The organism is Gramella sp. MT6 (assembly GCF_019357415.1).
GTDB lineage: Bacteria > Bacteroidota > Bacteroidia > Flavobacteriales > Flavobacteriaceae > Christiangramia.
On record NZ_CP048410.1, the window covers coordinates 1,974,587 to 1,996,147 of the forward strand.

The following is a 21,561-nucleotide window of genomic DNA, read 5'->3' on the forward strand; positions in this document are numbered from 1 at the left end:
AACTAACATGAAACTAAAATTAAGCTTATTCCTGTTGCTCCTTGTGCCTTTGAGCTTTATTACAGCTCAGGAGATACAAGTGACGGGAACCGTAACCACAGCCGCAGAAGGAATGCCACTTCCGGGAACCTCAGTTTTCGTAAAGGGAAGCTCTGTGGGAACCTCAACAGATTTTGACGGAAATTATAGTCTTGACGGGGTAGCACCAGATGCTACTTTAGTATTCACATTTGTGGGCTATAAAGAAATAGAAGTGCCTGTAGACGGCCGAAGTGTTATTGACATTGCTCTGGAGGCAGATTCAGCTATGCTGGATGAAGTTGTATTAACAGGATACTCCAGGGAAAGAAAGGTAGATGTAACCGGAGCCATAACCGTTGTTGAAACGGCCCCTATAGAAGGACAAAGTAGAAGTTCAGGTAATGCTATGCAGGCATTACAAGGACGGGTTCCTGGTCTTTTCGTAGAAAAATCTGGAGATCCTACAGGAGCAAGTAGCCGGGTACTCATTAGAGGTATAACTACTTTAGGGAACAATGATCCACTTTATGTCATTGATGGAGTACCAACTCAGAGACAGGAAGTATTTTCCTCCCTGAATCCGGATGCCATTGAATCTATACAGGTACTGAAAGATGCATCTGCCTCTTCCCTTTACGGAGCAAGAGCCGGTAATGGTGTGATCGTGGTTACCACCAAGAATAAGAGTGGGCGTGCAGAAAAAGTAAGTGTAAGTTTTAATTCAAATTTTTCAGTACAATCTGAAAAACAACAACGTTATGATATGCTGAATGCTGTTCAGCGAGGTCAAGCCATATGGAGGGCTTCTGTAAATGACGGTGCTGATCCTGCATCTGGTTATGGAGAAATTTACAATTTTGACTGGAATAATGACTTCGATAATCCCGTGTTAAATAGTGTTACTGTTCAACCATTTGTTGGTGGAGATGAAACGGTTCCGGCAGGAGATACAGACTGGCAGGAAGCAACTTATGAAACAGGATATGTTTATAATAATGAGTTAACTGTTTCTGCTAATTCTGAAAAATCTTCATTCCTTATAAATCTTGGGCATCTTAAAAATACAGGTATTCTTAAATATACCAATTATGAGCGTTATACGGCTAAGATCAATGCAAATACTAACCTGTTTGAAGATAAGGTGCGTTTTGGTGTAAATACACAACTCTCAACTTCAGATGAAACGCTTGCTTCTCCTGATGTTGGTAGTGCACCTACTCCTGGGTTGGCTATATCTCTTGCTCCAACCATCCCGGTATATGACATTAATGGAAATTTTGCGGGACCCATTGGAGCTGGATATTCAGATAGAAACAACCCCGTATTGATTCAATATTTGAATCGGTGGGATAACGCTGAAAAAAATAATTTCTTTGGAAATATTTATATGGAAGCCGACCTGCTGGAAAATCTAACTTTTAGATCTAGTTTAGGTATAGATTTTAGTGATTTCAAGAGAAAAGATATAGAGCCAAGGGTAAATAACGGCTTTATTACCAGAAGTAATAACAGCCTGACTTTTGACACTAATAAATACACGAGTGTAGTATTTACAAATACGCTGAATTATAAACTGGAATTAGGAGCTCATAATATTGGGGTACTTCTTGGTGTGGAGTCCGTTAAAAATGATTTTGATAGTGTTCTTGCAAGAGCTGAAGGATTTGCCGTAGAAGAAGAATCTTATTTTGTATTAGATGCGGGGACAGGTGCCAGGACTTCAAACGGAAGTTCTTCGGGTAACCGATTGCTTTCTCAGTTCGGTAAAGTAAATTATTCTTTTGATAATAGATATTTAGCTTCTGTTACTGTACGTAGAGATGGATCTTCCAGGTTTGGAAAAAATAATCGATATGGAGTATTTCCGGCGGTGACTGCAGGTTGGAGGTTAAGTAATGAAGATTTTTTAAATGAAAGTGAAACCATTACCAATCTGAAGTTAAGAGCAGGTTATGGTGAAGTGGGGAACCAATCAATAGGTGATCTTGCCAGATTCGGCCTGTATGAAGCCAGATATGGACCAACTCTTTCACAATATACAGGTGGTTTCTTTGAGCAGTATTATAACGTAGGTACCGCATATGACATTAATGGTAATAATACAGGAAACTTACCTTCCGGGTTTGTATCTGTTCAAGCGGAGAATCCAGATCTTAAATGGGAAACTACCAAAGAATGGAACTTTGGAGTAGACTTTGGACTTTTTGATAATAAATTGAGCGGTTCTTTTGATTATTTTACCAGGGAAACCGTAGACATTCTAACCACGCCTCCAATTCCTTCCGTACTCGGGGAGGGTCAGCAGCGGGTTTTAAACGGTGCTACAACGGAAACCAAAGGATGGGAGTTTGCCCTTGCGTACACGAATACCTTAGAAAATGGACTTACTTTCTCAGTTTCAACTAATTTATCTTCTTTTATGGATGAAATCACATTTCTTCCAGAAGAGGTACGGGCAGGATTCCCGGGAACGGCACAAAATTCAATACTCGGACATTCTCAATTTTCGATATTTGGATATAAATCAGATGGCCTCTTCCAAAGTCAGGAAGATATAGATAGCTCTCCGGAACAGGTGGGTGCTCGTCCCGGAGGTATTAAATTTAAAGACCTTAATGGAGATAATGTTATAGATACAGATGACCGTGATTTTATAGGAACAACCTTACCTGATTTGGAATATGGTATAAGAATAGATCTAGGATATAAGAACTGGGATTTCTCGGTGTTCGGTTCCGGGGTGACTGGAAGAATTGGTCAGGATCCTTACATATTCTGGAACAATTTTGTTCAGGGTAGGGAAAATGCCGGATTGGGTGTGCTTGACGCATGGACGCCAAATAATACCGATACTGATATTCCATCTTTATCACTCGCTTTTAATGATTTAAGAACTTCCGATTATTTGTTTCGAAACAATTCATATTTCAAGATTAGAAATGCCCAGTTAGGATATTCTCTTTCCGACGCTCTAATTGAAAAAGTTGGTGTCCTGGAAAGTTTCAGAATCTATCTTCAGGGAGAAAACCTGTTTTGGTTTACACCTAATGATTATATAGGATCAGATCCTGAAAGAACCGATGTGAATAGAATCCCGGTACCAACTGTGGTTTCTCTTGGTCTAAACGTGAATTTTTAAAATATGACAATCATGAAAAATATAAAATATATCATAACAGGATTATTGCTTTCCAGCCTTTTAATATCCTGTTCCGAAGATTTTTTAGAATATGAACCGGAAGGAGTTCTTTCCAACGAAAATGTAGCAACAGCTGAAAATGCTGAATCTCTTGTGATTGCTGCTTATGCAGGAATTGCGAATGACGATATGATAGGCCCCTTAACCCATATGTGGGTGTATGGGAGCGTTCGCTCTGATGATTCCTATAAAGGCGGAGGAGGTCGAAGTGATGTTGGCGAAGTCGATAGATATGAACAATATTATCTAACGGTGCCAGATCAAGGAGAATTGATGGCTCCAAGAACATGGACAAACTACTACAAAGCTATCTCCAGGATAAATTTTGCGTTAAGAGTAATAAATGATATACCTGATGCAGAGTATGATCTGAAGACTACCCGGCAGGCAGAATTGAGATTTTTGCGCGCTCATTGCCACTTTATGCTGAAAAGAATATTCAAAAAGATTCCTTATATCACAGAAGATCTGACACAGGACGAGATCGCTAATACCGGAAATGATCTTCCAAATCAGGAATTATGGAATATGATCGCTAACGATTTCCTTTTTGCTTATAATAATTTGCCTGAGGCACAGGATGAAGTTGGTCGAGCTGATAAAAATGCCGCAGCGGCATACCTTGCCAAAACAAGACTTTATCAAGCTTATCAACAGGACGAAAACCACCAGGTAGTGAGTATTAATACCTCTATGCTTCAGGAAGTTATTGATTATGCCAATGAGGTTACCGGTAGTCTTGAACCAGATTACGCGAATAATTTCCTTGTTGAGTATGAAAATGGACCTGAATCATTATGGGCTGCACAATTTTCTATTAATGATGGGACAAGAGTTGGAAGGGTCAGCTTCGTTACAGGCTTAAATTCTCCTCATGGAACTGGACTATACGGATGTTGTGGTTTCCACCTTGCTAGTCAGAATATGGTAAATGCGTTTAGAACAGATACAAATGGTTTGCCTTTATTAGATTCTTTCAATGATTCAGACATTTTAAATAATGTTCAGGAAGATGGTACAGTAGCGGTTTCTTCGGGCTTAACCGTAGATCCTAGATTAGATCACACCGTAGGAGTTCCGGGAAGACCTTTTAAATATCGCAATACTGTAAATGAGCAGGGCGATATGATCTATAAATTTAGTTGGGCGAGAGATCCGGGAGTTTATGGTTTCTTCGGAAATATGAAAGAGCAACAAGCGCCAGATTGTTCCTGCTATGTAAAGGAAGGTCCTTTCGTTGGGACTTCGAGAAATGTAATATTTATTAGATATGCAGATGTACTATTATTTAAAGCGGAAGCGCTTATTCAGTTAGATAGATATGATGAAGCACTTCCTCTAATAAATGAAGTTAGAGAACGAGCTGCGGCTAGTACAGAAAAACCGGTTGCTGCTGGGGCTTCAGATATTTACAATGTAGGGCTATATACTTCCTTTCCAAGTAAAGAATTTGCCTGGAAAGCATTAAAGTTTGAGCGAAGGCTTGAATTCGGAATGGAAGGACCAAGATTCTTTGACCTGGTTAGATGGGGTGAAGCTGAAGAAACTCTGAACGCTTATCTAGATGAAGAAAAGACTAAAAGAGACTTTTTAGCTAACGCAGTGTTTACAGCTGGGAGAGATGAATATTATCCAATCCCACAAAGAGAAATAGATTTTACAGGCGGGCTTTATGTTCAGAATCCTGGATATTAATTATAATTAATTGTTTGGATAGTCAAAGAAACACGGGGTTAGCCTCGTGTTTCTATTTAAGAAAATACTAACTCGCGGTTAATTTAGAGACGATGAAAAAAAATATCAAAGCAGTATGTTTTGGGGAAATCCTTTATGATGTTTTTCCTGATAAAGAAAGAATTGGTGGCGCGCCATTAAACGTAGCCAGCAGACTAAGCAGTATGGGAATAAACACAGAGATGATTAGTAGGATTTGTGTTGATGTAAAAGGATATGAATTGCTTAGCTATCTTAAATCAAGAAATATAGAAACTGGGAATATTTTAAAAGATGAACAATACGGTACCGGGATTGTAAATGTTAGCCTTTCAGCCAACGGTTCTGCGACTTATAAAATTATGTATCCTTCAGCATGGGATAAGATCGAGCTCAAGGCTGGAATGGTTGAATCTGTCTTGAATGCCGATGTCTTTATATTTGGAAGTTTGGTTTGCCGTGATAGGATAAGCCGAGGTACTTTGTTCGAACTTATTCGGAAAGCTAAGTTTCGGGTGCTAGATTTTAACCTGCGACCTCCATATTATTCAAAGGAATTATTGATGGCATTGATGGAACATGCAGAGTTCATAAAGTTCAATGACGAAGAGCTTTTTGAGATTGCAGGTTTATTAGGGTCCAAATATAATTCCCTGGAACAAAACTTGCTTTTTATTGCGGATAAATCTAAAGCAATATCAATTTGCGTGACCAAGGGTAGGCACGGTGCCGTGCTACTACGAGATAAAAAACTCTATTATAACTCGGGTTACAAGGTAAAGGTAAAAGACACCGTTGGGGCAGGGGATTCATTTCTTGCAACGCTGATTGCTAAACTATTGCAAGGAGAAGAACCACAACAGTCACTTGATCAGGCCTGTGCGATGGGTGCATTGGTCGCGGGAGAAGAAGGAGCCAATCCAGAAATAATGGCAGAAACACTTAAATCATTTATTAGTCCTTATTAATTAGTTTATCTTAAAAATATAATATTATAGTTTTCTATTATTATGGTAATACTATATAACAATAAAATTGTATTGCTGTATTAATATTTTATAACATTAATGGATTATTGCAAAATTGTATTAGATTACTCTTTCCAGGATTTAGGTTTATTCGAAAGATCAATGATGTGTTTGAAAAATGAGACATTCTCATTTCCAAAATCAGATTCTTTATTTCTGGACTTTTCAAAGAAGTTAGAGTAATTAAGATTTCCTCTACCTCTTTTCCAAACGATCCAGACAGCATTATAATCTTCGCTGAAATATTCCAGTTTTTGATAACTCCATTTTTTTAATGCTGAATCAAGTTCAATGATGATATCTTTACCATTTGGATTTATGATATAAAAATCTACATTACAACAATTTTGTTTCCTGCTAATCCTGATAGATTCTGGTAATTTAAATTTTTCTTCTCTAACTATTCGTAGGCCTAAATTTTCACAAGTATTAACTATCGAATCAGATAAGGCGCTTGTACATTCTGCTTTGCTAAATCCATAGTTCAATTCTAAATATTTCTTATCAATCTTATTCAAATCTTCCATTATTAGATTCATTATTGACCGATGGGTTAAATTCTCTGTTCTTCTTTCCTGATCTTTCATAATATTCAGTTTTTGATTATTAGACTTTCAAAATTTCTTTTTTCGTGCATAACAGAAAAGCCAGTTCATTTCATTAAAAGCGTATAAAAAGCCTCGTGATTTATGCCGCTTGTTGAAATGATCTGGCTAGTTTTGCCAAAGAAAAAAGGAAAGGAAGTCCTAAGAGATTACTGACTATTGTTGAGTCAGAAACTTGAATAAGATCGATTTTCACTAAAGTGAACAGGAATGATTAATTATTTAATGATGTTACCAGGAAATACCTTTATTAAACCTCTTTTCCTGCTCTTTATATCGAAGTATTTTCTCAATACCTTTTAAAGAAAATTTTCTATCAATATGGGAACCTTTCTTTCTAATTCCATTTTTGGTAAAAGAGATTCCTCGACCAATTTTTGTCTTTATCTCACGGTTTTCAAGGTGGAAGATTAAATCCTCCATGGAATCGGACATCTTAATAGCAGCAAAAATTTCTTCTTTCAAGTCCTGAACTTTTGCGTCAGTAGAAATGAATTTTTCTTGGGCTTTAAATTTCTCGAGTCTCCGATTGACTTTTCTCAAGTTATACCTGGCTTCGATCTCTCTAGAGACGTCCATATTCTTATAGTGGGTATGGTCATCGCGAACAGCTAAGTTGTTTTCTCCGATCCTAGAGGCCACTATATGAGAATGCTCCATTCCAGTTTTAGATTGATGTATATAAACGGCGTAAAGATTAGCCTCAAAACCGATCGTTTTAGCATAATCCTTACAGATATCAATCCAATCCTGTTTAGTTAATTTCCCTTTATCCTCAGGAGCTTGTCTTATTTTAATATGGAAGAATCGTTTGATGCATCGGTCATTAAATCTAGCCTGAAACTTCATCTGTTCATAAAGTTGACTTGAGTTGCCTAAACACTTATTGGTATAAAGTACTTCACCACCTCTTTCGCAATAAGCCAGTGCATTTTTACCATAGGATATCGATTCTAACTTTACGATCATTTCTCTAAATTTTGAAGTGCAATTCTTAATCTCTCTTTTTCAAGGTGTTTCTTGAATTTTGGAGTGAGTCGCCTAACGTAATTTATAATGGTTGTGTCACGCGATTGAATTTTCTCTTTAAGGTGGATGAAATCATTAGGAGCTTTCTCATCCTTCTCAAAGGAATTTAGAACGGCATAATCATAGAACATTTTATAAGTATCTCGTTCTGCCTTTAGTTCACTCTTCTGATTTAAATATTCGGGAATATATTTGAAGGCTGGAAAACTAATAAAAAAGAGAACGATAAAACTAAGAAGTAGTTTTGAAGAGAAGGGTGTGTCTTTTCCAAAAATTACATTTTCAGTTTTATGATGGATTTCCTTTTTATTTTCCTGAATTAATTCTTCTAATTTTTTTCTGGTGCGATTTAATTCACCGTGAAGGATTTTTTGCTCGCGAGCGAATAAAGAATCTATTTGATTTTTTTGATCTTCTTTTGTAGGCAAATCTTTTTCCTCTGTTGATTTTAATTTTCCAATTTCCCCTAGTAAATGATCGAGCCTATCCGATACATTCTGCATTAAATTCTCTATTTGTTTATTTTCATCTACCATAGCTATAGTTTTGAATTGATCTCTAAAATGTGATTCTTTAAATCATCAATATCTTTCAATACTGATTTTTGATCTGCAATGAGAAATTTAGAATCGGTGTTTAAATTGTGGGCAACCTGGTTTAAATTATTTCCAATTTTGAGGAGCTGAGTGGTGTAATTTTTAATATCTAAATCTTTCCTCTTGACTTCAATAATTGGTTGCCCTAACTTTTCCAGTACGCAATTCCTGACAAAAAAGGCGACTGATACTTGAAGAAATTGACATTGATTTTTGAGTAATTCTCGATGTTCTAAGCTTAAATTGAAGACTACTCTTTTATAAGTTTTTGATTTCATACTTAATAAGTTTTAGTTCTTATTTTTTTCTATGAGCGGCTTTGGCTGCGAATAGCCAGGTTCGCTAAAGTGTGCACTATCAGTGCACCTTTAGCACGCCTGGCAGAGCCTAACGGCTCTCATTGCTTGCAGCAATTAAATATTCGTTTAAATCATTATGCTTCGAATAATGAATACTGCAGTCGATTACCTTTTTTTGACGGTTTTCCTGAATGCATTTGAGTGCTTTTTTTCCAGATTCATCATTATCGAAGAAGACCTTGATTTTATCATAATCCTGAAGAATAGGAAGAGTTTCTTCAACTAGGTTTGTGCTGTTCAGAATCACAAAATCTTCTTGAGGTATTCTTTTTTTTAGAGTGAGGTAGGACATAAAATCCATAAAGCCTTCAAAAAGGGAAAGTGTATTTGAGTTATTTTCAATGCTGGTGATAGCTTTGTTATAAATACAACCTTTGAATATTGAATTTCTATGTTCAAAGCCTCCCAAATCATTCTCAAAACCAATCGTGAAAAATAATTTTTCATAATGACCATTGGAAGCTGATGGTGTATTAATATCAGGATCATCAGCTATAAGTTTATATCGATAGTGTAGTTCTCTACAGTAATTCTTTGCAACCGATAAATTGATACTTCGTTTTCTCAAATAGTTTAAGAGAACTGGATGATGTAGGTGAGTATTTCGATCAATCTCGCATTCTTTTAATTGACTTTTTCGAACCTTCGTAGGCTGGTGAAAAGAAAAATTATGATTTGTTAGATGATTAAGTGCTTCATATTTATCACAATTATTCAATTGCATAACCAGATCTATAATGGTCCCGCCATCTCCAATTGAAAAGCAATACCAAACGTTTTTGGAGGTATTAACATTGAAAGATGCTGTTCTTTCATTAGTAAGTGGGGATAGGTACCAGGTTTTATCTCCTTTTATGTGATCATGCTTATAGCCTCTATTAGAGAGGTAATAAACGATATCAATTTTTTTAGCTTGTTCAAAATTCATTTTTTCATTTTTTTGGGGAAATCAACCTACCTATCCTACCTTTTGGAAAGAGGTAGGATGGGTAAGATGATTTGGATAAAGTTTTATCTATTCCTGAACTGTATCATATAGCTCTTGGCTCCGGTTTTAGGATCGTTAATCCGCTTGTAACCCATTTTTTTGAGTTCTCGTCCGGTTGATATTATATTGGCCTGCGGAAAATAGTTTTTAAGTATTCTAGTCACTTGAGTAGCTGTCATACAGGCGCTTCGGTCTATGGAAGCTTCGAAATGTTCATTTATAAGCTCTTCCTCGACTGAAACATTACGATGTCTTTCATTTCGTTGTTTATTTAGTATTACATCTTCCCTGGTTAAGTCTGGATTAAAGGTCTTTTCAGTGTAAGCTAAATGATAGGCTTGAGCCCAAACTTTATTAATGTCTATATTCTTCGAGTAGTCAAAGTTTATATATCCAATGATTTCAAAACAGATCCACCTTACACTACCATCGCTATCCTTTAAAAAGTTTAGAAGATTGGTAGTCCCTATAAATGAACAGCTTCTTGACCGATTACTGTTTGTCTTGGCGTAAGGAAGTCTGAGATTTATATGGGTTTTTGATAGGAATGATTTATAGGCATTCATTGATCTAGGATCAATTTTGTCTATTTCATCAAGAATTGTCAGAATGTTTTTTGTCAGTTGGATTTGCCCATCCTTATCGTACCCGATATTCTCTACGTAATAATGCTTTAATTGAGGTGGACATATAAACCTGCAGAAAGTAGTTTTACCGCTGTTTTCGGCCTCTTGAGCAAGAACCAAGCAATTTTTATTATAATAATCTTCTTCCAGGGCACATTTAACGGCTCTAACAAACCACTTTTTAAAATGGTAATAAAATAGGTCATCGTCGTCTGTGCTTATATACGAACAAAGATCTTTTATATGGTCTTTACCATCCCATATAGGTAATTCAGAAAAATATTCTTTAAAGGGATCAATTTTCTTTACCAGATAGGAACTTAAGAAAGTTTCAAGGGTAGAATCACTCATTTTAATTTCCGATTTATTTAATTCTACTTTAATGGATTCGAATACGAGTTTATTCCATCCATGCTTATCTTTTAATCTGATATAGAATTTTTGTGAAATTTCATTGTAAACTAAATCATACCTGGAATTAATATGATTGTTTATTTTATCATAGATCGTTGTTCTATTGGAACTATGAAGGTGATAAAGTTTTGGTTTATCCATTTGAAAGACAGGGGTTATTACCTTATATTCGCATATACGGTAGTTAATACTGTTTTGAGAAATATTAATTGAAGGATAGAGCGGACACTCTATCCTTTTTTGTTTTTAAATTTTTTTAAGGAATTGTCTTTGTTAAAGATTTCATAGTGATTTATGAGAACACCTTTAATTCCAAATTTTTCTGCTTTTATAAAACCATAGTCTATATAATTATCTACGGTTTGAACAGAACAGCGGCATATTTCTGCAACCTCTTTACGTGTGTAGTATTTAGTAGTGTAATCTACTTTGGGAAGATCTCGAATGTCCAGAGCTATTTTCTTTAGCTCAGACATTTGCTCGATCAAAACCTCATAAGGATTGTGTATTGCTTTCATTGTGTATTATTTTGAGTTAATACGACAATATTATTGCTCCTTAGAGGATGATTCGCTCAATATTGAGTAATTGAGTCTATTTTATAAACCTATTTAAGACTATCTAGGTATGAAAGCTTTTCATAAAACTCTCTATGAGCTTCATCAATAAGCTCACCATTTTTATACTCTTTAAACTCCTTTTGAATTCTAGAAAAAGTTGATTCATCAAATTCTTCAACTTCAAAGTGCCTAGCCAACGCAGGTAGGAAATATTTCTGTTTACGATAAATATAAAGAACTTTTAAATCGATAAGCTTACAGGTTAAAATACAGAGTTTGGTAGCAGTAATGTGTTCTTTACTATTCCAAAAATCATTTGAATAAAGCAAAGTTTCAAATTTTCGAAACTGTTCTTTTGTCTTGAAGTATTCTGATAAGGGCTTATTTTGCTTTGCTAAACTCTTTTCTGCATTTGTCGAAACTTTTGTTTTAACCTGGTCAAGTTCGAAACTTAAGCTATTTACAGATGTAGTTGTAATATTATATTTTTTCTGAACTTCTTTTTCATTTTCTTTAATCTTATCGAGTTCTATTTTTAAATCTCGTTGATGTTCCGAATAAGATTGCTCTGAAATGATTTTTGGATTCGGAACTGTTCTAAATTTTTCAGACCATATTTTGTAGTGATTGAAATATGTGAAATAAATTGTTATCATTATCAGTATAGCTAGAATAGCAATTATAGATAATTCATCTTCAAATTGGAATGACCGTAATACCAGTGTTATAATAATTGGACCCAGAAAAAAAGTTAGAGATAGTCCTAAACGCAGTCTATTATTGGCTGGATCAAATTTTGTGTAATTGTATTCGGTGTTTCTGAGTGACTTACTAGGCATATAGAATTTTATGCTATTATAAACTACCATAGCTAAGTGAGATAATGTAGCGAAAAATAAGAGAATATATAAACTGAGAATTGGAGGCATACTAATTAGGTTTAATTAGTATAAATCTAGTAAATTTGAATTAAGCAAGTTACATGATAGATAAACCAGTTTGTCAACTATTTTGTCAACGCAAAATAAAAAGCCTCGTAAACACTAGGCTTACGGGGCTTTAAAGTGGAGTCGGAGGGGTTCGAACCCTCGTCCAAACAAGCAATTCAGATGCTTTCTACACGTTTAGTTTTCACTTGATTGTCGATGCAAAGCCGGCCGAAAACCACCAACTTTACACGTATCCTCGCTTAAGTTTCGGAAACTCATCAAGGCCCTGAGCTCCCTATATTTACTTTATCGGTGCCTCTGGTGTGGACGCCGTAAATCAAGGCTTCCACGAGACATCTTGGCTCCCTGCCTTGCAGGGACTAAGTATAACCTACTGTGATTCGGTTACGCAGCCAAGGCGTAGTTATTCTCGCCGTTTAAAAAAGTGTGAAATATGAGATTTAAGAGCTATATCCCAGCGCTCTACGTGCTTACAACTCAATTAGACTCGCTGTCAAAACCAAGTCGACCCCATAAAATAATGAACATCTTCTTTGCCGCAATAATTGTAATAATCACGCGGGCGTTACCCGCCTTAGCGGGTCGGGCTATTCGCTGCAATCTTTTTTATTGTACTTCGACAAGCTCAGCACTTCAAAAAAGGATTTTCGCTGCTATCCCTAACGCAAAATTTTCAAAGAAATCCGACTGTAGTTTACAATCGGGCCAGCAAAGATACTCATTTAAATTTATATCTTTGAGACACTACAATATTAAGCAAAACCCATACCAGAATGATAAAATTCGCCCTGATCAAAGAACGAAAAACTCCGCCAGATAGAAGAGTGGTTTTTTCACCACAAATGCTAAAAAAAGTAGTTTCCCAATTTCCGGAAGCTTCTTTTAAAGTGGAAAGTTCTGATATCAGGATATTTAGCGATGATGAATATCGAAAGGCAGGTTTTGATGTTTCCGAAGATATTAGCAATTGTGACGTACTTCTGGGGGTAAAAGAAGTGCCGATCCCGAATTTGATACCTGACAAAAAGTACTTTTTCTTTTCACATACCATCAAAAAGCAGCCATATAATCGTGATTTGCTTCGCGAGGTCCTCAAACGAAACATCGAACTTTACGATCACGAGGTGATCACCAACAAGAACAAGGCGCGTTTAATCGGGTTTGGACGCTATGCAGGGCTGGTGGGCGCTTATAATGGGATCAGGGCGATAGGAATCAAGGAAAACAGTTTTGAACTTCCTAAAGCCGAGACCTTGCCAGATCTTAAATCAATGCTGGCAGAACTCGATAAGATCGATTTGCCTGCTTATAAATTCGTTTTAACAGGAAGCGGTAAGGTGGCGCACGGAGCCAAAGAGATCCTTGAGCATCTGAACATAAAACAGGTGGAGCCGGAAACCTATTTGGTAAATGAATTTAATGAACCCGTATATTGTCATATAGATGTGCTGGATTATGCAAAACGTAAGGATGGCGCCCAGGGAAGCCGAAAGGAATTCTATATGGTCCCCGAGAATTATGATTCAGATTTCATGAAATTTGCGAAGACCAGTGATGTATTTATTGCCGGTCATTTTTATGGGCAGGGCGCTCCCGTGTTCTATTCTAAAGAAGATATTCAGCATAAAGATTTCCGAATAAAATATGTGGCAGACATTTCCTGTGATATAGCAGGTCCTGTTGCCAGCACCATTCGACCTTCTACCATTGCTGAACCTTTTTATGGCTATGATCCTGATACCGGTGGCGAAACCGATTTCCGCGATCAAAAAGCGATCACCATTATGGCAGTAGATAATTTACCCTGTGAATTGCCCAAAGATGCCAGTGAAGGATTTGGAGAAATGTTCCTAAAGAATGTGATCCCGGCTTTTTACAATAATGACAAAGATGGCATTCTGGGAAGAGCAAGAATGACGGAAAATGGAAAGCTGACTCCCTTATATTCTTATTTGCAAGATTACGTTGACGGTACCGCGTAAATATTTCTGGTGTATTCCAATAAGAGACAAGTGAAAACTCCAAGGCTGTAAGCCAGCAGATCCCAAACCGAAAAACTGCTACCAAGAATGATCATCACTATTTTAGGTGGCTGGTACTGCAGGACTTTTACAATGTTGATAAGCTGGAAAAACTCGACAGCGAAAGAAAATAAAAGGACTGTGATCAAACCTTTGAAGACAGATATTCTGCTTAGGCCCATCAGGAAACAATAGATAAGGATCACCACCAGGAAGTCTCCCAAATAAGGCCTGATGAAATCATCCTCTATATAGCTTGCTATAAAGATCTCGATGATCATGAGGATGGTAAACCCGAACCAATAGTAAATTTTTTTATTCCTTTTCATAATCATCCTTACTCCATAAAGTTGACGGGATATTTTTTAAGTTTTGAGAAAATAACCCGCCTGTTTTCAGTCTAAAAATTCTTCAATTTCAATTTTACTTGCATTGTTCTCTTCAAATTTTATTACCAAAGTATAAAATTTCCAACCCATCCCGTGTCCTTCATTTCCTAGATAAAATCGCCAGGTATTTATAGTATCCTGGTCACTTTCCTGGCTGGAATTTGGTGAACCCAGTATTTCGTAAATTTCGGCTTTGCTCTTTCCAATTAAAATATCATTTTCAAGCAGGTCTGTTCTCATTTCATGACGATTCTCAATTTCTTCATTCCAGCTTTGCTGGTTGAAATTACGTTTTGGGTGATATTCATGAAAAAGCAAACTGAAAATAATAACTACCAACCAATTATAAATCACTGGAAATAGTAAAATACCGGCAATTATTGTAAACGAAATTTCAGGTAGATTTTTCCATTTCTTTCTAAGTATCAAATAGAAGGTTAACAAAATACAGCCGGCGACCAATATCATTAAAGGCCAGCCGGCATAAAATGTACTAAAACTGTTTAGAAAATGATCTTTCATTGAGGCGCTTCCTAATAATTGTTCCAGTCTATCTTTCTTGAAACATACATGACCCCGCCCAGGATAAGGAAAAGACTAATACTTCCCACCAACAGGGCATAGCTCTCGAGCTGAATGATCACATAAATGAAAGAATAGAGTGCCAGCAGCGAAACCCCAATAAAGACCGGGAATTTCCATCCATTTAAAATGCTTTTTGAATATAAGCTGATCAAAAGAATGACCGAAATTCCGGCAATTAAATAGGCTTTTAAGAAGCTACTATGTTCAGAAATCGAGATCAGTAAAGTATAGAACATTACAAGTCCTAGCCCGATCATTAGATACTGAAAGGGATGGATAGGGATTCTGCTCAGCGTTTGGATCAGGAAAAACACGAGAAAGGTGAGGCCAATCACGAGGAATCCATATTTTGTGGCTCTTTCGCTTTTTTGATATTCATCTACCGGGATCATGAAATTTACGCCAAAAGCATATTCTGAAAGTTCAGGTAGATTATCCCGGAAACTTTGGGGAAAAGGCCTGTTGATATCCAGGATTTTCCATTTAGCATCAAATCCCTCTTCGGTTAATTTATTCTCGTTAAATGGCAGAAAACTACCAGTAAAACTATTGGTTTTCCAGTCTGATTTTATCTCTGCCTCGGTGGTTTTTCCAATCGGTACAAACGAGATCTCAGAACTTCCGTTTACAGATACCCGCATATTAAAGCTAATCGCCTTGTCTATAGGAAGGTCTATTGGGTTTAGAACTTCACTTTCCATAAGATACAGGTTTTGATGCGCTGATGGCAACGTATTTTTTTGCTGGTACCTGGTATTAAAGGTATATTCAGAATTGCCGATTTCAATATTAATTTGCTCATTAACCCCTTTTAGATTGGAAGTATTAAAAATGATGCGGGCTTTGTCCCAGAGAATATTTTCTTTTGAAATGTCTTCATTACTAAAATCTGGCGCTGAAAAGCTTCCGCTAATACTCGTCTTGCTCTTATAGACAGAAGTTTTATAAATGCCACGCTTTTTGATCTCAGGATTTATATTTGATTCGATTTTCAACTTATCCGGAAAAAAGTAGAAATATTCAATTTCCTCTATACTCTCGGTGATGACCTCTTTTTGAGAATTAGTTATTTGTTTCTCGCGAAAACTGCGGTACGGGACTCTTAATACAGGGCCATACAAAATGACGGCATCACCCCATTTAACATTGATCTCTGTCACGACATTTTCTTGCCTTTCAGCCCTTTCCCTTATTAGATCCTGAACCATGAAAAGTGGAATTAGTAAAATGAGGCTGAGAATCCCTATGATAAACATTCTGGCGGTGATGGAGTTCTTTAACCAGTGAACTATTCGGTTTGTATTTGGGTTTGATGATTGGTTGTCCATTTTTTGATTTTTGAATGATGATTAGTGATGGAGGTAGATGTATTTAAGCGTGAAAATGATCCATCGCCCTTATTTCTTTTTTATATTCTTGTGGAAGGATAAGCTCTTTAAGCAACCAGTCGAGGTTTATGCTTCGGCTAATTTTATAGCCCAGGATCAATGGGCTTAGAAGCGAAATACTTCGTAACATTAATAGCCGCCTTACTTTTTTAGGGGTAATTAGGATCTGTGTTTCTAAAAGCAATCTATACCTGGCCCAACCAAGATGTTTCGAATATTGCTTGTAAAGGTCTTTTGTGTAAGCTCCATATTCCAGGTGTTGTTCCAGGTGATTCTTCCTCATTCTTTCATATACTGTATAATTTTGCGGAAGGTCTTTAAGGTGCATGGCTTTCCCAACTCTGAAAAAGACATCAAAAACCTCTGCCTTTTCAGAAATGTTTAGTTTTCTTTCCAGGATCTCATAAGATCTGATAGAATAATCTATAAGCATAAAAAGTACATCGCGGTATGCCCAATCGGGAATATTGCTACCACGTTTTGACTCTACCGAAGCGTGGATCTTGTTCATACCATCAATGGCAGAAAGAGCAGATTGCTTTTCAGAAAAGACTATTTTCCTGGCATAGCCAACGGTAGAAAATAATCTACCCAAAGGATCTTTAGGAAGTCGTCCCGTATAATAAAGCCAGTCTACAGCTTTATTCAAGGCAAATTCTGCAGAGGCACCAGCGAAAATGAAAAGGATCGTATCGCTTTTGCCCCATATTTCCCTAACTATCGAATCTTTTTTTACAAAATAATCCATGTTCTATTTTTTGTTTTGAAATCGGACATCTAACTACCGGCAAATGGAGTACCAAAGATGCCCACAGCCAGTTCGGCCCAGATGAGGAATAGCCCCAACAGAATTAAAGTGCAGGCGATTATTCTTCTTTTCATAGTACGTAATTTGCTTAAGGCGAATTCTATGGCCAGGCCAGTACTAAAAAGGAGTATTCCTATGATGACAAAATCTCGGATGTCCCAGTCTACACCTTCAGCTCCAAGCAGCATGGCTAAAAATGGGATCGAAAGGATGGTGGCAGCGATTGCTAAAATGATAATTAAGCGTGTACTTTTCATAATATATGGTTTTAGTTAAATTAAGTACTTTGAAATTCAAAGTGAATAGATAAAAAAATATAGTTTGGTTTCTTTTAGTCTTTATTGCCGAGGTCGTTGCTGTTATGTAGCAATTTCTCAAGGGCATCCAGATGTTCCTGGAATGCTTTCCGGCCTGTGCCGGTGGCGATATACCTGGTATTTGGTTTCCTGTCTATGAACGATTTTTCCACTTTTATATATTTCTGTTTTTCTAAAGCTTTGGTGTGACTGGCGATATTACCATCTGTCGCCCCTAAAAGTTCTTTCAGGGTTTTAAAGTCGGCATGATCATTCACCATTAACACACTCATAATCCCAAGACGGATCCTATGATCAAAAGCTTTATTTATATTACTTATTATGTTCTTCATTAAGCACTTTTTCTATCATACTTATTATGCATCCAGATGCCATAAATAATATGAAAGAGTCCAAACCCGATTGCCCAGAAATACAATCCGTAACCAATGAATTGGGTAGCCACAAGGCCCAATATCAAATTGGCATATCCAAGACCCTTAAGGTCTGCAAAGGTATACTTACTGGCATGAATTAAGGCTAATCCGTAGAAAATAAGCATACAGGGTGCAATCAGGCCAATCAGATTATATTGTAGCAGAACCAGGCAAAAAAGACCACCTGCAATTAAGGGCGCAAAAAAATTCACCACCAGTCTTTTGCTGGTACTATCCCAGATCTTCTGTTCATTTTTTCTAGCTTTCCGGGTAGTCAGGAAAATAGCAGTGCCAATGGCTAGGACAAGTACTGCCACGGCTATAGTAACTAATTGTAAGGTGACGTCTGTATTTGCAATTCCGCTTGAGACAGATTCATAGGATTCATTGTAATATGAAGTATTGCTGTTTAGAACCATTTTCGCCATTACGGCACCAAGAATAGCGTAACACCCGGCAAAAACTCCTGAAAGCCCGCTTAAAGAAATAAAACGGGAGGAGCGATTCATCATATTTTTGATCTCGCTGAGGTCCTTAAGAAACTTTTCGTTTTCCATTTTAAAGTACTTTGAAAAACAAAGTAAAATAAAAAATATTAATTTCTATCTATAAATTTTTAAAATTTTGATTTGACTCTATCTTTATCAGGAATTTCAAATATTCTAAAATTCAATTATGAGAATTCTATCAATTTTACTCTGTCTTTTTATTTTTCACTCCGGGATGTCAGCTCAGGAAGTCGAAGTAATGACCTATAACATCAAATATGCAAATGAAAACGATGGAGAGAACAGTTGGTCTAAACGAAAGGATTGGATTACCGGGCAGGTCCGGTTCTATGAGCCGGATATTCTGGGAGTGCAGGAAGCCATCAAATCTCAATTAGATCATTTTACCAATAACCTAAAAAGTTATGAGGTACTTGGAGTAGGTAGAGAAGGAGAAGATAAAGGTGAATTCAGTGCTATTTTATATAAGCAAGAGAAATTTGAGGTACTGGAATCAGATACTTTCTGGCTGTCGGAAACGCCAGGAGAAATAAGTAAAGGCTGGGATGCGGCGTTTAACAGGATCTGTACCTATGCTTTATTTAAGGAAAAAACTTCCGGAAAGAAGTTCTGGATATTTAATACTCATTTTGATCACGTAGGGGATAAGGCGAGGCTGGAAAGTTCTCAGCTTATAGTTCAGAAAATTAAAACAATGAACAAAGAAGATCTTCCTGTTTTCCTGATGGGAGACTTCAACCTGGAACCGGAAACCGAAGGAATCGGGATTATTCTGAATTATCTGGATGATTCTAAAAATGAGGCTGAGTTTGATTTCGGCCCAATAGGAACCTTTAATGGCTACAATTTTTCTGAACCGGTGACTCGACGAATCGATTATATTTTTATCAATGATAAAGTTGAAGTAGAAAATTACGCCGTAATAAGCGATTCAAAAGATTTAAAGTATCCATCAGATCATTTACCTGTTCTTATAAAGGCAGAACTAATGGAATAATTTCATCAATGTTTAAATAAAAAAAGCCCCGGCAATTTGCCAGGGCTTTTTTATTTAATCTCTATAATCTAAGCTTGTGGAGATTGACTTTCCTGAGTCAGTTCAATCATCAAACCGATCTCTTTCAGCATTTTTTCATTATTCCCGCTATAGCCAACCTTCTTAAAATTCACTTTACCTTCAGGCCCAACAATGATCTTTGTAGGAATTCCATTGATACCGAAGTTAGAAGTAGTCGTGAATTCACGGCTTCCTTCAGCAACAGGTTCATCCATAAGTACATGGAAAGAATAATTGTTTTCCTCAATAAATTCTGAAACATCCTTTTTTCTGCTATCGCCATTTTCCCAAGTATTTACGAATAGAAATTCTACATTTTCATTATCTGAATATTCTTCCACCGCTTTTTGCATACCCGGAAATGATTGTTTGCATGGTCCGCACCAGGTAGCCCAGAAATCAAGAATAACGGTTTTACCTCTGAGATCACTTAATTTTACCGTATTTCCCTCAAGATCGGAAAGTTCAAAATCCTCTGCGTTTTCGCTCAGCATGTTTTTCTTTAGATCTTCCCTGGCTTTGGTTGTCGCCTTTTCTTCAAGCCTTGCCAGGTAAGTTTCAAATTCTTCTGAATTATCATTTTCGGAATAAGCTGTTTTTAAATAATCGGTCATTTCAGCATTTGCCCGGTTATCAGCAATAAATTCTTCTGCTTTTTCCTGAGCCTTCTCATATTTTTCAGCTTCTATAAGATACTGAACATATCTTGTGGTCATATCGGCTCCAGATTCTTCTGAAAGTGCTTCTTCCTGGGTTTCTATGGCACCTTCAAGATCTCCTTGTTTGAACTGGATCAAAGCATAGGTGTCTGAATACATAGAATTACTCCATTCCATTGCCCGGTCATACTGTTTATTGGAATAAAAATCCGGTTTTGCTGAATAGTCTCCGGTAGCCGAAGAAATGATATCGATAGATTCTTTAGAGATCTCTGCTGCGGTATCCAGGTTTTTACCATCTTCAGCCAGCTTCCAGGCCGTAGAGTTATAAAGCCTTGCTTTTTCCCTTGGCTCACTAATTTGAGAAGCATATTTTTCAAAAGCTTGCCAGTTTTCTTCTTCAGCAAATTTTGAAGCGATCAGGCGTAGCATTACGTCTTTTTCGTAAACTGTTTTAGACCCGTATACTTTTTCAAAATCTTCTAAAACTTTTACTTTCTCATCAGAAGATTTGGCCTCAAAAACCTTGATCAACCAATCACGACGGGCAATTTCACTCTTGGGAAATTTCTCTGTCACCAGTTCTGTGATAGAGTCATTCTTGGCCTTATTTTTCTTTAAGGAATATAATTCGGAGAGTGCTTCATAATCTTCATAATTCAGGGAATCCTTGGAATTATAATAATCGATTCTTTTCTGAATATATTCATCAGCCTTCTTTTGGTCTGCGGCTAAAAGAGCATTGGAATAGTCTACATCAAAACTTTCTTCTATCTCCGGATCTTCATTAATAGCATTTTCCATGATCGCGGCAATTGAATCGTTTTCAAGCTTTATATCAAAACTATTCGCGGAACGCATAAAATAAACGCCTTTGGTAGCTTGAGATCTTTTTAGTTCTTCACCATTTTCATCATATAATGAAAATACATAGCCATTTTTATCATTACTGTCGTATTTGTCGCCAGATTTGAAATTTAAGGCCATTGCATGCACCGTATCTGGAATACTGATTTTTCCATATAGTGCGTTTGCAGAATCTTTCAGCTGAATATCGGTTGGATAATACTTTTTTCCAACGAGATAATTAACGGTTGCTTCGGGCGCTTCAGATCCCTGATTAACGTATCTGATCAAAAGATCTTCTCCCGGTTGAGGTTTGGATTTGGATAGGTAAAGATTTCCCATTTCCATACCTGTATCTTTCGTCTTATCCTCCTCACAGGAAGACAATGAAACAAGTATGACCATAGCCAGTAATTGGGGTGAATTTTTCATATTAAATTTAGGTATAGGTTGATAGATGCCTAAAACTAAATAATTT

At 36.7% G+C, this 21,561-nt stretch carries 21 protein-coding genes and 1 other RNA gene; 5 read left to right on the forward strand and 17 right to left on the reverse strand.

Annotated features, from left to right (window positions below):
* Window positions 1–7: 7 nt before the first annotated feature.
* From G3I01_RS08840 to G3I01_RS08850, 3 genes are all read left to right on the forward strand, one after another.
* Complete coding sequence (locus G3I01_RS08840; RefSeq protein ID WP_219547060.1) at window positions 8–3,160, forward strand: TonB-dependent receptor; 3,153 nt, start codon at window positions 8–10, stop codon at window positions 3,158–3,160.
* Between the two features lie 12 nt (window positions 3,161–3,172).
* Window positions 3,173–4,915 (forward strand): RagB/SusD family nutrient uptake outer membrane protein, encoded by a 1,743-nt coding sequence (locus tag G3I01_RS08845; RefSeq protein ID WP_219547062.1) that lies wholly within the window; start codon window positions 3,173–3,175, stop codon window positions 4,913–4,915.
* Window positions 4,916–5,007: 92 nt separating this feature from the next.
* Window positions 5,008–5,901 carry a carbohydrate kinase gene (locus G3I01_RS08850; protein ID WP_219547064.1) on the forward strand — a complete coding sequence of 298 codons (894 nt, stop codon included), beginning with the start codon at window positions 5,008–5,010 and terminating at the stop codon, window positions 5,899–5,901.
* A 125-nt stretch (window positions 5,902–6,026) separates the two neighbouring features.
* Here G3I01_RS08850 and G3I01_RS08855 read toward each other — a convergent pair whose 3' ends face one another.
* The 9 genes from G3I01_RS08855 to ssrA form a co-directional block, all read right to left on the reverse strand.
* Window positions 6,027–6,548: a hypothetical protein gene (locus G3I01_RS08855; RefSeq protein WP_219547066.1), complete on the reverse strand. Its 522-nt coding sequence runs from the start codon at window positions 6,546–6,548 to the stop codon at window positions 6,027–6,029.
* A 249-nt stretch (window positions 6,549–6,797) separates the two neighbouring features.
* A complete protein-coding gene (locus G3I01_RS08860) occupies window positions 6,798–7,535 on the reverse strand; it encodes a relaxase/mobilization nuclease domain-containing protein (protein ID WP_219547068.1) in 738 nt (245 codons plus the stop codon).
* Window positions 7,532–8,131, reverse strand: coding sequence for a hypothetical protein (locus G3I01_RS08865; protein ID WP_219547070.1), 600 nt, complete (start codon window positions 8,129–8,131; stop codon window positions 7,532–7,534). The genes G3I01_RS08860 and G3I01_RS08865 overlap by 4 nt, the downstream gene beginning before the upstream one ends.
* Before the next feature lie 2 nt (window positions 8,132–8,133).
* Complete coding sequence (gene mobC, locus G3I01_RS08870) at window positions 8,134–8,469, reverse strand: plasmid mobilization relaxosome protein MobC (protein ID WP_219547072.1); 336 nt, start codon at window positions 8,467–8,469, stop codon at window positions 8,134–8,136.
* Between the two features lie 109 nt (window positions 8,470–8,578).
* The gene (locus G3I01_RS08875; RefSeq protein WP_219547074.1) at window positions 8,579–9,478 is read right to left on the reverse strand and encodes a toprim domain-containing protein; all 900 of its coding nucleotides are present in this window, start codon (window positions 9,476–9,478) and stop codon (window positions 8,579–8,581) included.
* Between the two features lie 83 nt (window positions 9,479–9,561).
* Window positions 9,562–10,719: a VapE domain-containing protein gene (locus G3I01_RS08880; protein WP_219547076.1), complete on the reverse strand. Its 1,158-nt coding sequence runs from the start codon at window positions 10,717–10,719 to the stop codon at window positions 9,562–9,564.
* 89 nt (window positions 10,720–10,808) lie between these two features.
* Window positions 10,809–11,096 carry a helix-turn-helix domain-containing protein gene (locus tag G3I01_RS08885; protein ID WP_219547078.1) on the reverse strand — a complete coding sequence of 96 codons (288 nt, stop codon included), beginning with the start codon at window positions 11,094–11,096 and terminating at the stop codon, window positions 10,809–10,811.
* A gap of 89 nt (window positions 11,097–11,185) precedes the next feature.
* On the reverse strand, window positions 11,186–12,067 hold the full coding sequence (locus G3I01_RS08890) for a hypothetical protein (RefSeq protein WP_219547080.1): 882 nt from the start codon (window positions 12,065–12,067) through the stop codon (window positions 11,186–11,188).
* Window positions 12,068–12,200: 133 nt separating this feature from the next.
* Window positions 12,201–12,600, reverse strand: a transfer-messenger RNA (tmRNA) gene (gene ssrA, locus G3I01_RS08895).
* Between the two features lie 261 nt (window positions 12,601–12,861).
* Here ssrA and G3I01_RS08900 point away from each other — a divergent pair.
* Complete coding sequence (locus G3I01_RS08900; RefSeq protein ID WP_219547082.1) at window positions 12,862–14,070, forward strand: NAD(P)-dependent oxidoreductase; 1,209 nt, start codon at window positions 12,862–12,864, stop codon at window positions 14,068–14,070.
* Here G3I01_RS08900 and G3I01_RS08905 read toward each other — a convergent pair.
* From G3I01_RS08905 to G3I01_RS08935, 7 genes are all read right to left on the reverse strand, one after another.
* Window positions 14,049–14,438, reverse strand: a complete 390-nt coding sequence (locus G3I01_RS08905) for a DUF2809 domain-containing protein (protein ID WP_257710557.1) — start codon at window positions 14,436–14,438, stop codon at window positions 14,049–14,051. The genes G3I01_RS08900 and G3I01_RS08905 overlap by 22 nt on opposite strands.
* 66 nt (window positions 14,439–14,504) lie before the next feature.
* The gene (locus G3I01_RS08910; protein WP_219547086.1) at window positions 14,505–15,020 is read right to left on the reverse strand and encodes a hypothetical protein; all 516 of its coding nucleotides are present in this window, start codon (window positions 15,018–15,020) and stop codon (window positions 14,505–14,507) included.
* Between the two features lie 11 nt (window positions 15,021–15,031).
* Window positions 15,032–16,411 carry a cell envelope integrity protein CreD gene (gene creD / locus G3I01_RS08915; protein ID WP_219547088.1) on the reverse strand — a complete coding sequence of 460 codons (1,380 nt, stop codon included), beginning with the start codon at window positions 16,409–16,411 and terminating at the stop codon, window positions 15,032–15,034.
* 43 nt (window positions 16,412–16,454) lie between these two features.
* A complete protein-coding gene (locus G3I01_RS08920) occupies window positions 16,455–17,219 on the reverse strand; it encodes an oxygenase MpaB family protein (protein WP_219547090.1) in 765 nt (254 codons plus the stop codon).
* Window positions 17,220–17,248: 29 nt separating this feature from the next.
* Window positions 17,249–17,536 carry a hypothetical protein gene (locus tag G3I01_RS08925; protein ID WP_219547093.1) on the reverse strand — a complete coding sequence of 96 codons (288 nt, stop codon included), beginning with the start codon at window positions 17,534–17,536 and terminating at the stop codon, window positions 17,249–17,251.
* Window positions 17,537–17,610: 74 nt separating this feature from the next.
* The gene (locus tag G3I01_RS08930; RefSeq protein ID WP_219547096.1) at window positions 17,611–17,928 is read right to left on the reverse strand and encodes a transcriptional regulator; all 318 of its coding nucleotides are present in this window, start codon (window positions 17,926–17,928) and stop codon (window positions 17,611–17,613) included.
* Window positions 17,928–18,569: a hypothetical protein gene (locus G3I01_RS08935; RefSeq protein WP_219547098.1), complete on the reverse strand. Its 642-nt coding sequence runs from the start codon at window positions 18,567–18,569 to the stop codon at window positions 17,928–17,930. Before G3I01_RS08935 ends, G3I01_RS08930 begins: the two co-directional genes overlap by 1 nt.
* A gap of 118 nt (window positions 18,570–18,687) precedes the next feature.
* Here G3I01_RS08935 and G3I01_RS08940 point away from each other — a divergent pair, with 118 nt between their 5' ends.
* Complete coding sequence (locus G3I01_RS08940; RefSeq protein ID WP_219547100.1) at window positions 18,688–19,518, forward strand: endonuclease/exonuclease/phosphatase family protein; 831 nt, start codon at window positions 18,688–18,690, stop codon at window positions 19,516–19,518.
* A gap of 68 nt (window positions 19,519–19,586) precedes the next feature.
* Here the strand turns inward: G3I01_RS08940 and G3I01_RS08945 are convergent, their stop codons facing one another.
* Window positions 19,587–21,515 (reverse strand): TlpA disulfide reductase family protein, encoded by a 1,929-nt coding sequence (locus G3I01_RS08945; protein WP_219547102.1) that lies wholly within the window; start codon window positions 21,513–21,515, stop codon window positions 19,587–19,589.
* Window positions 21,516–21,561 lie beyond the last annotated feature (46 nt).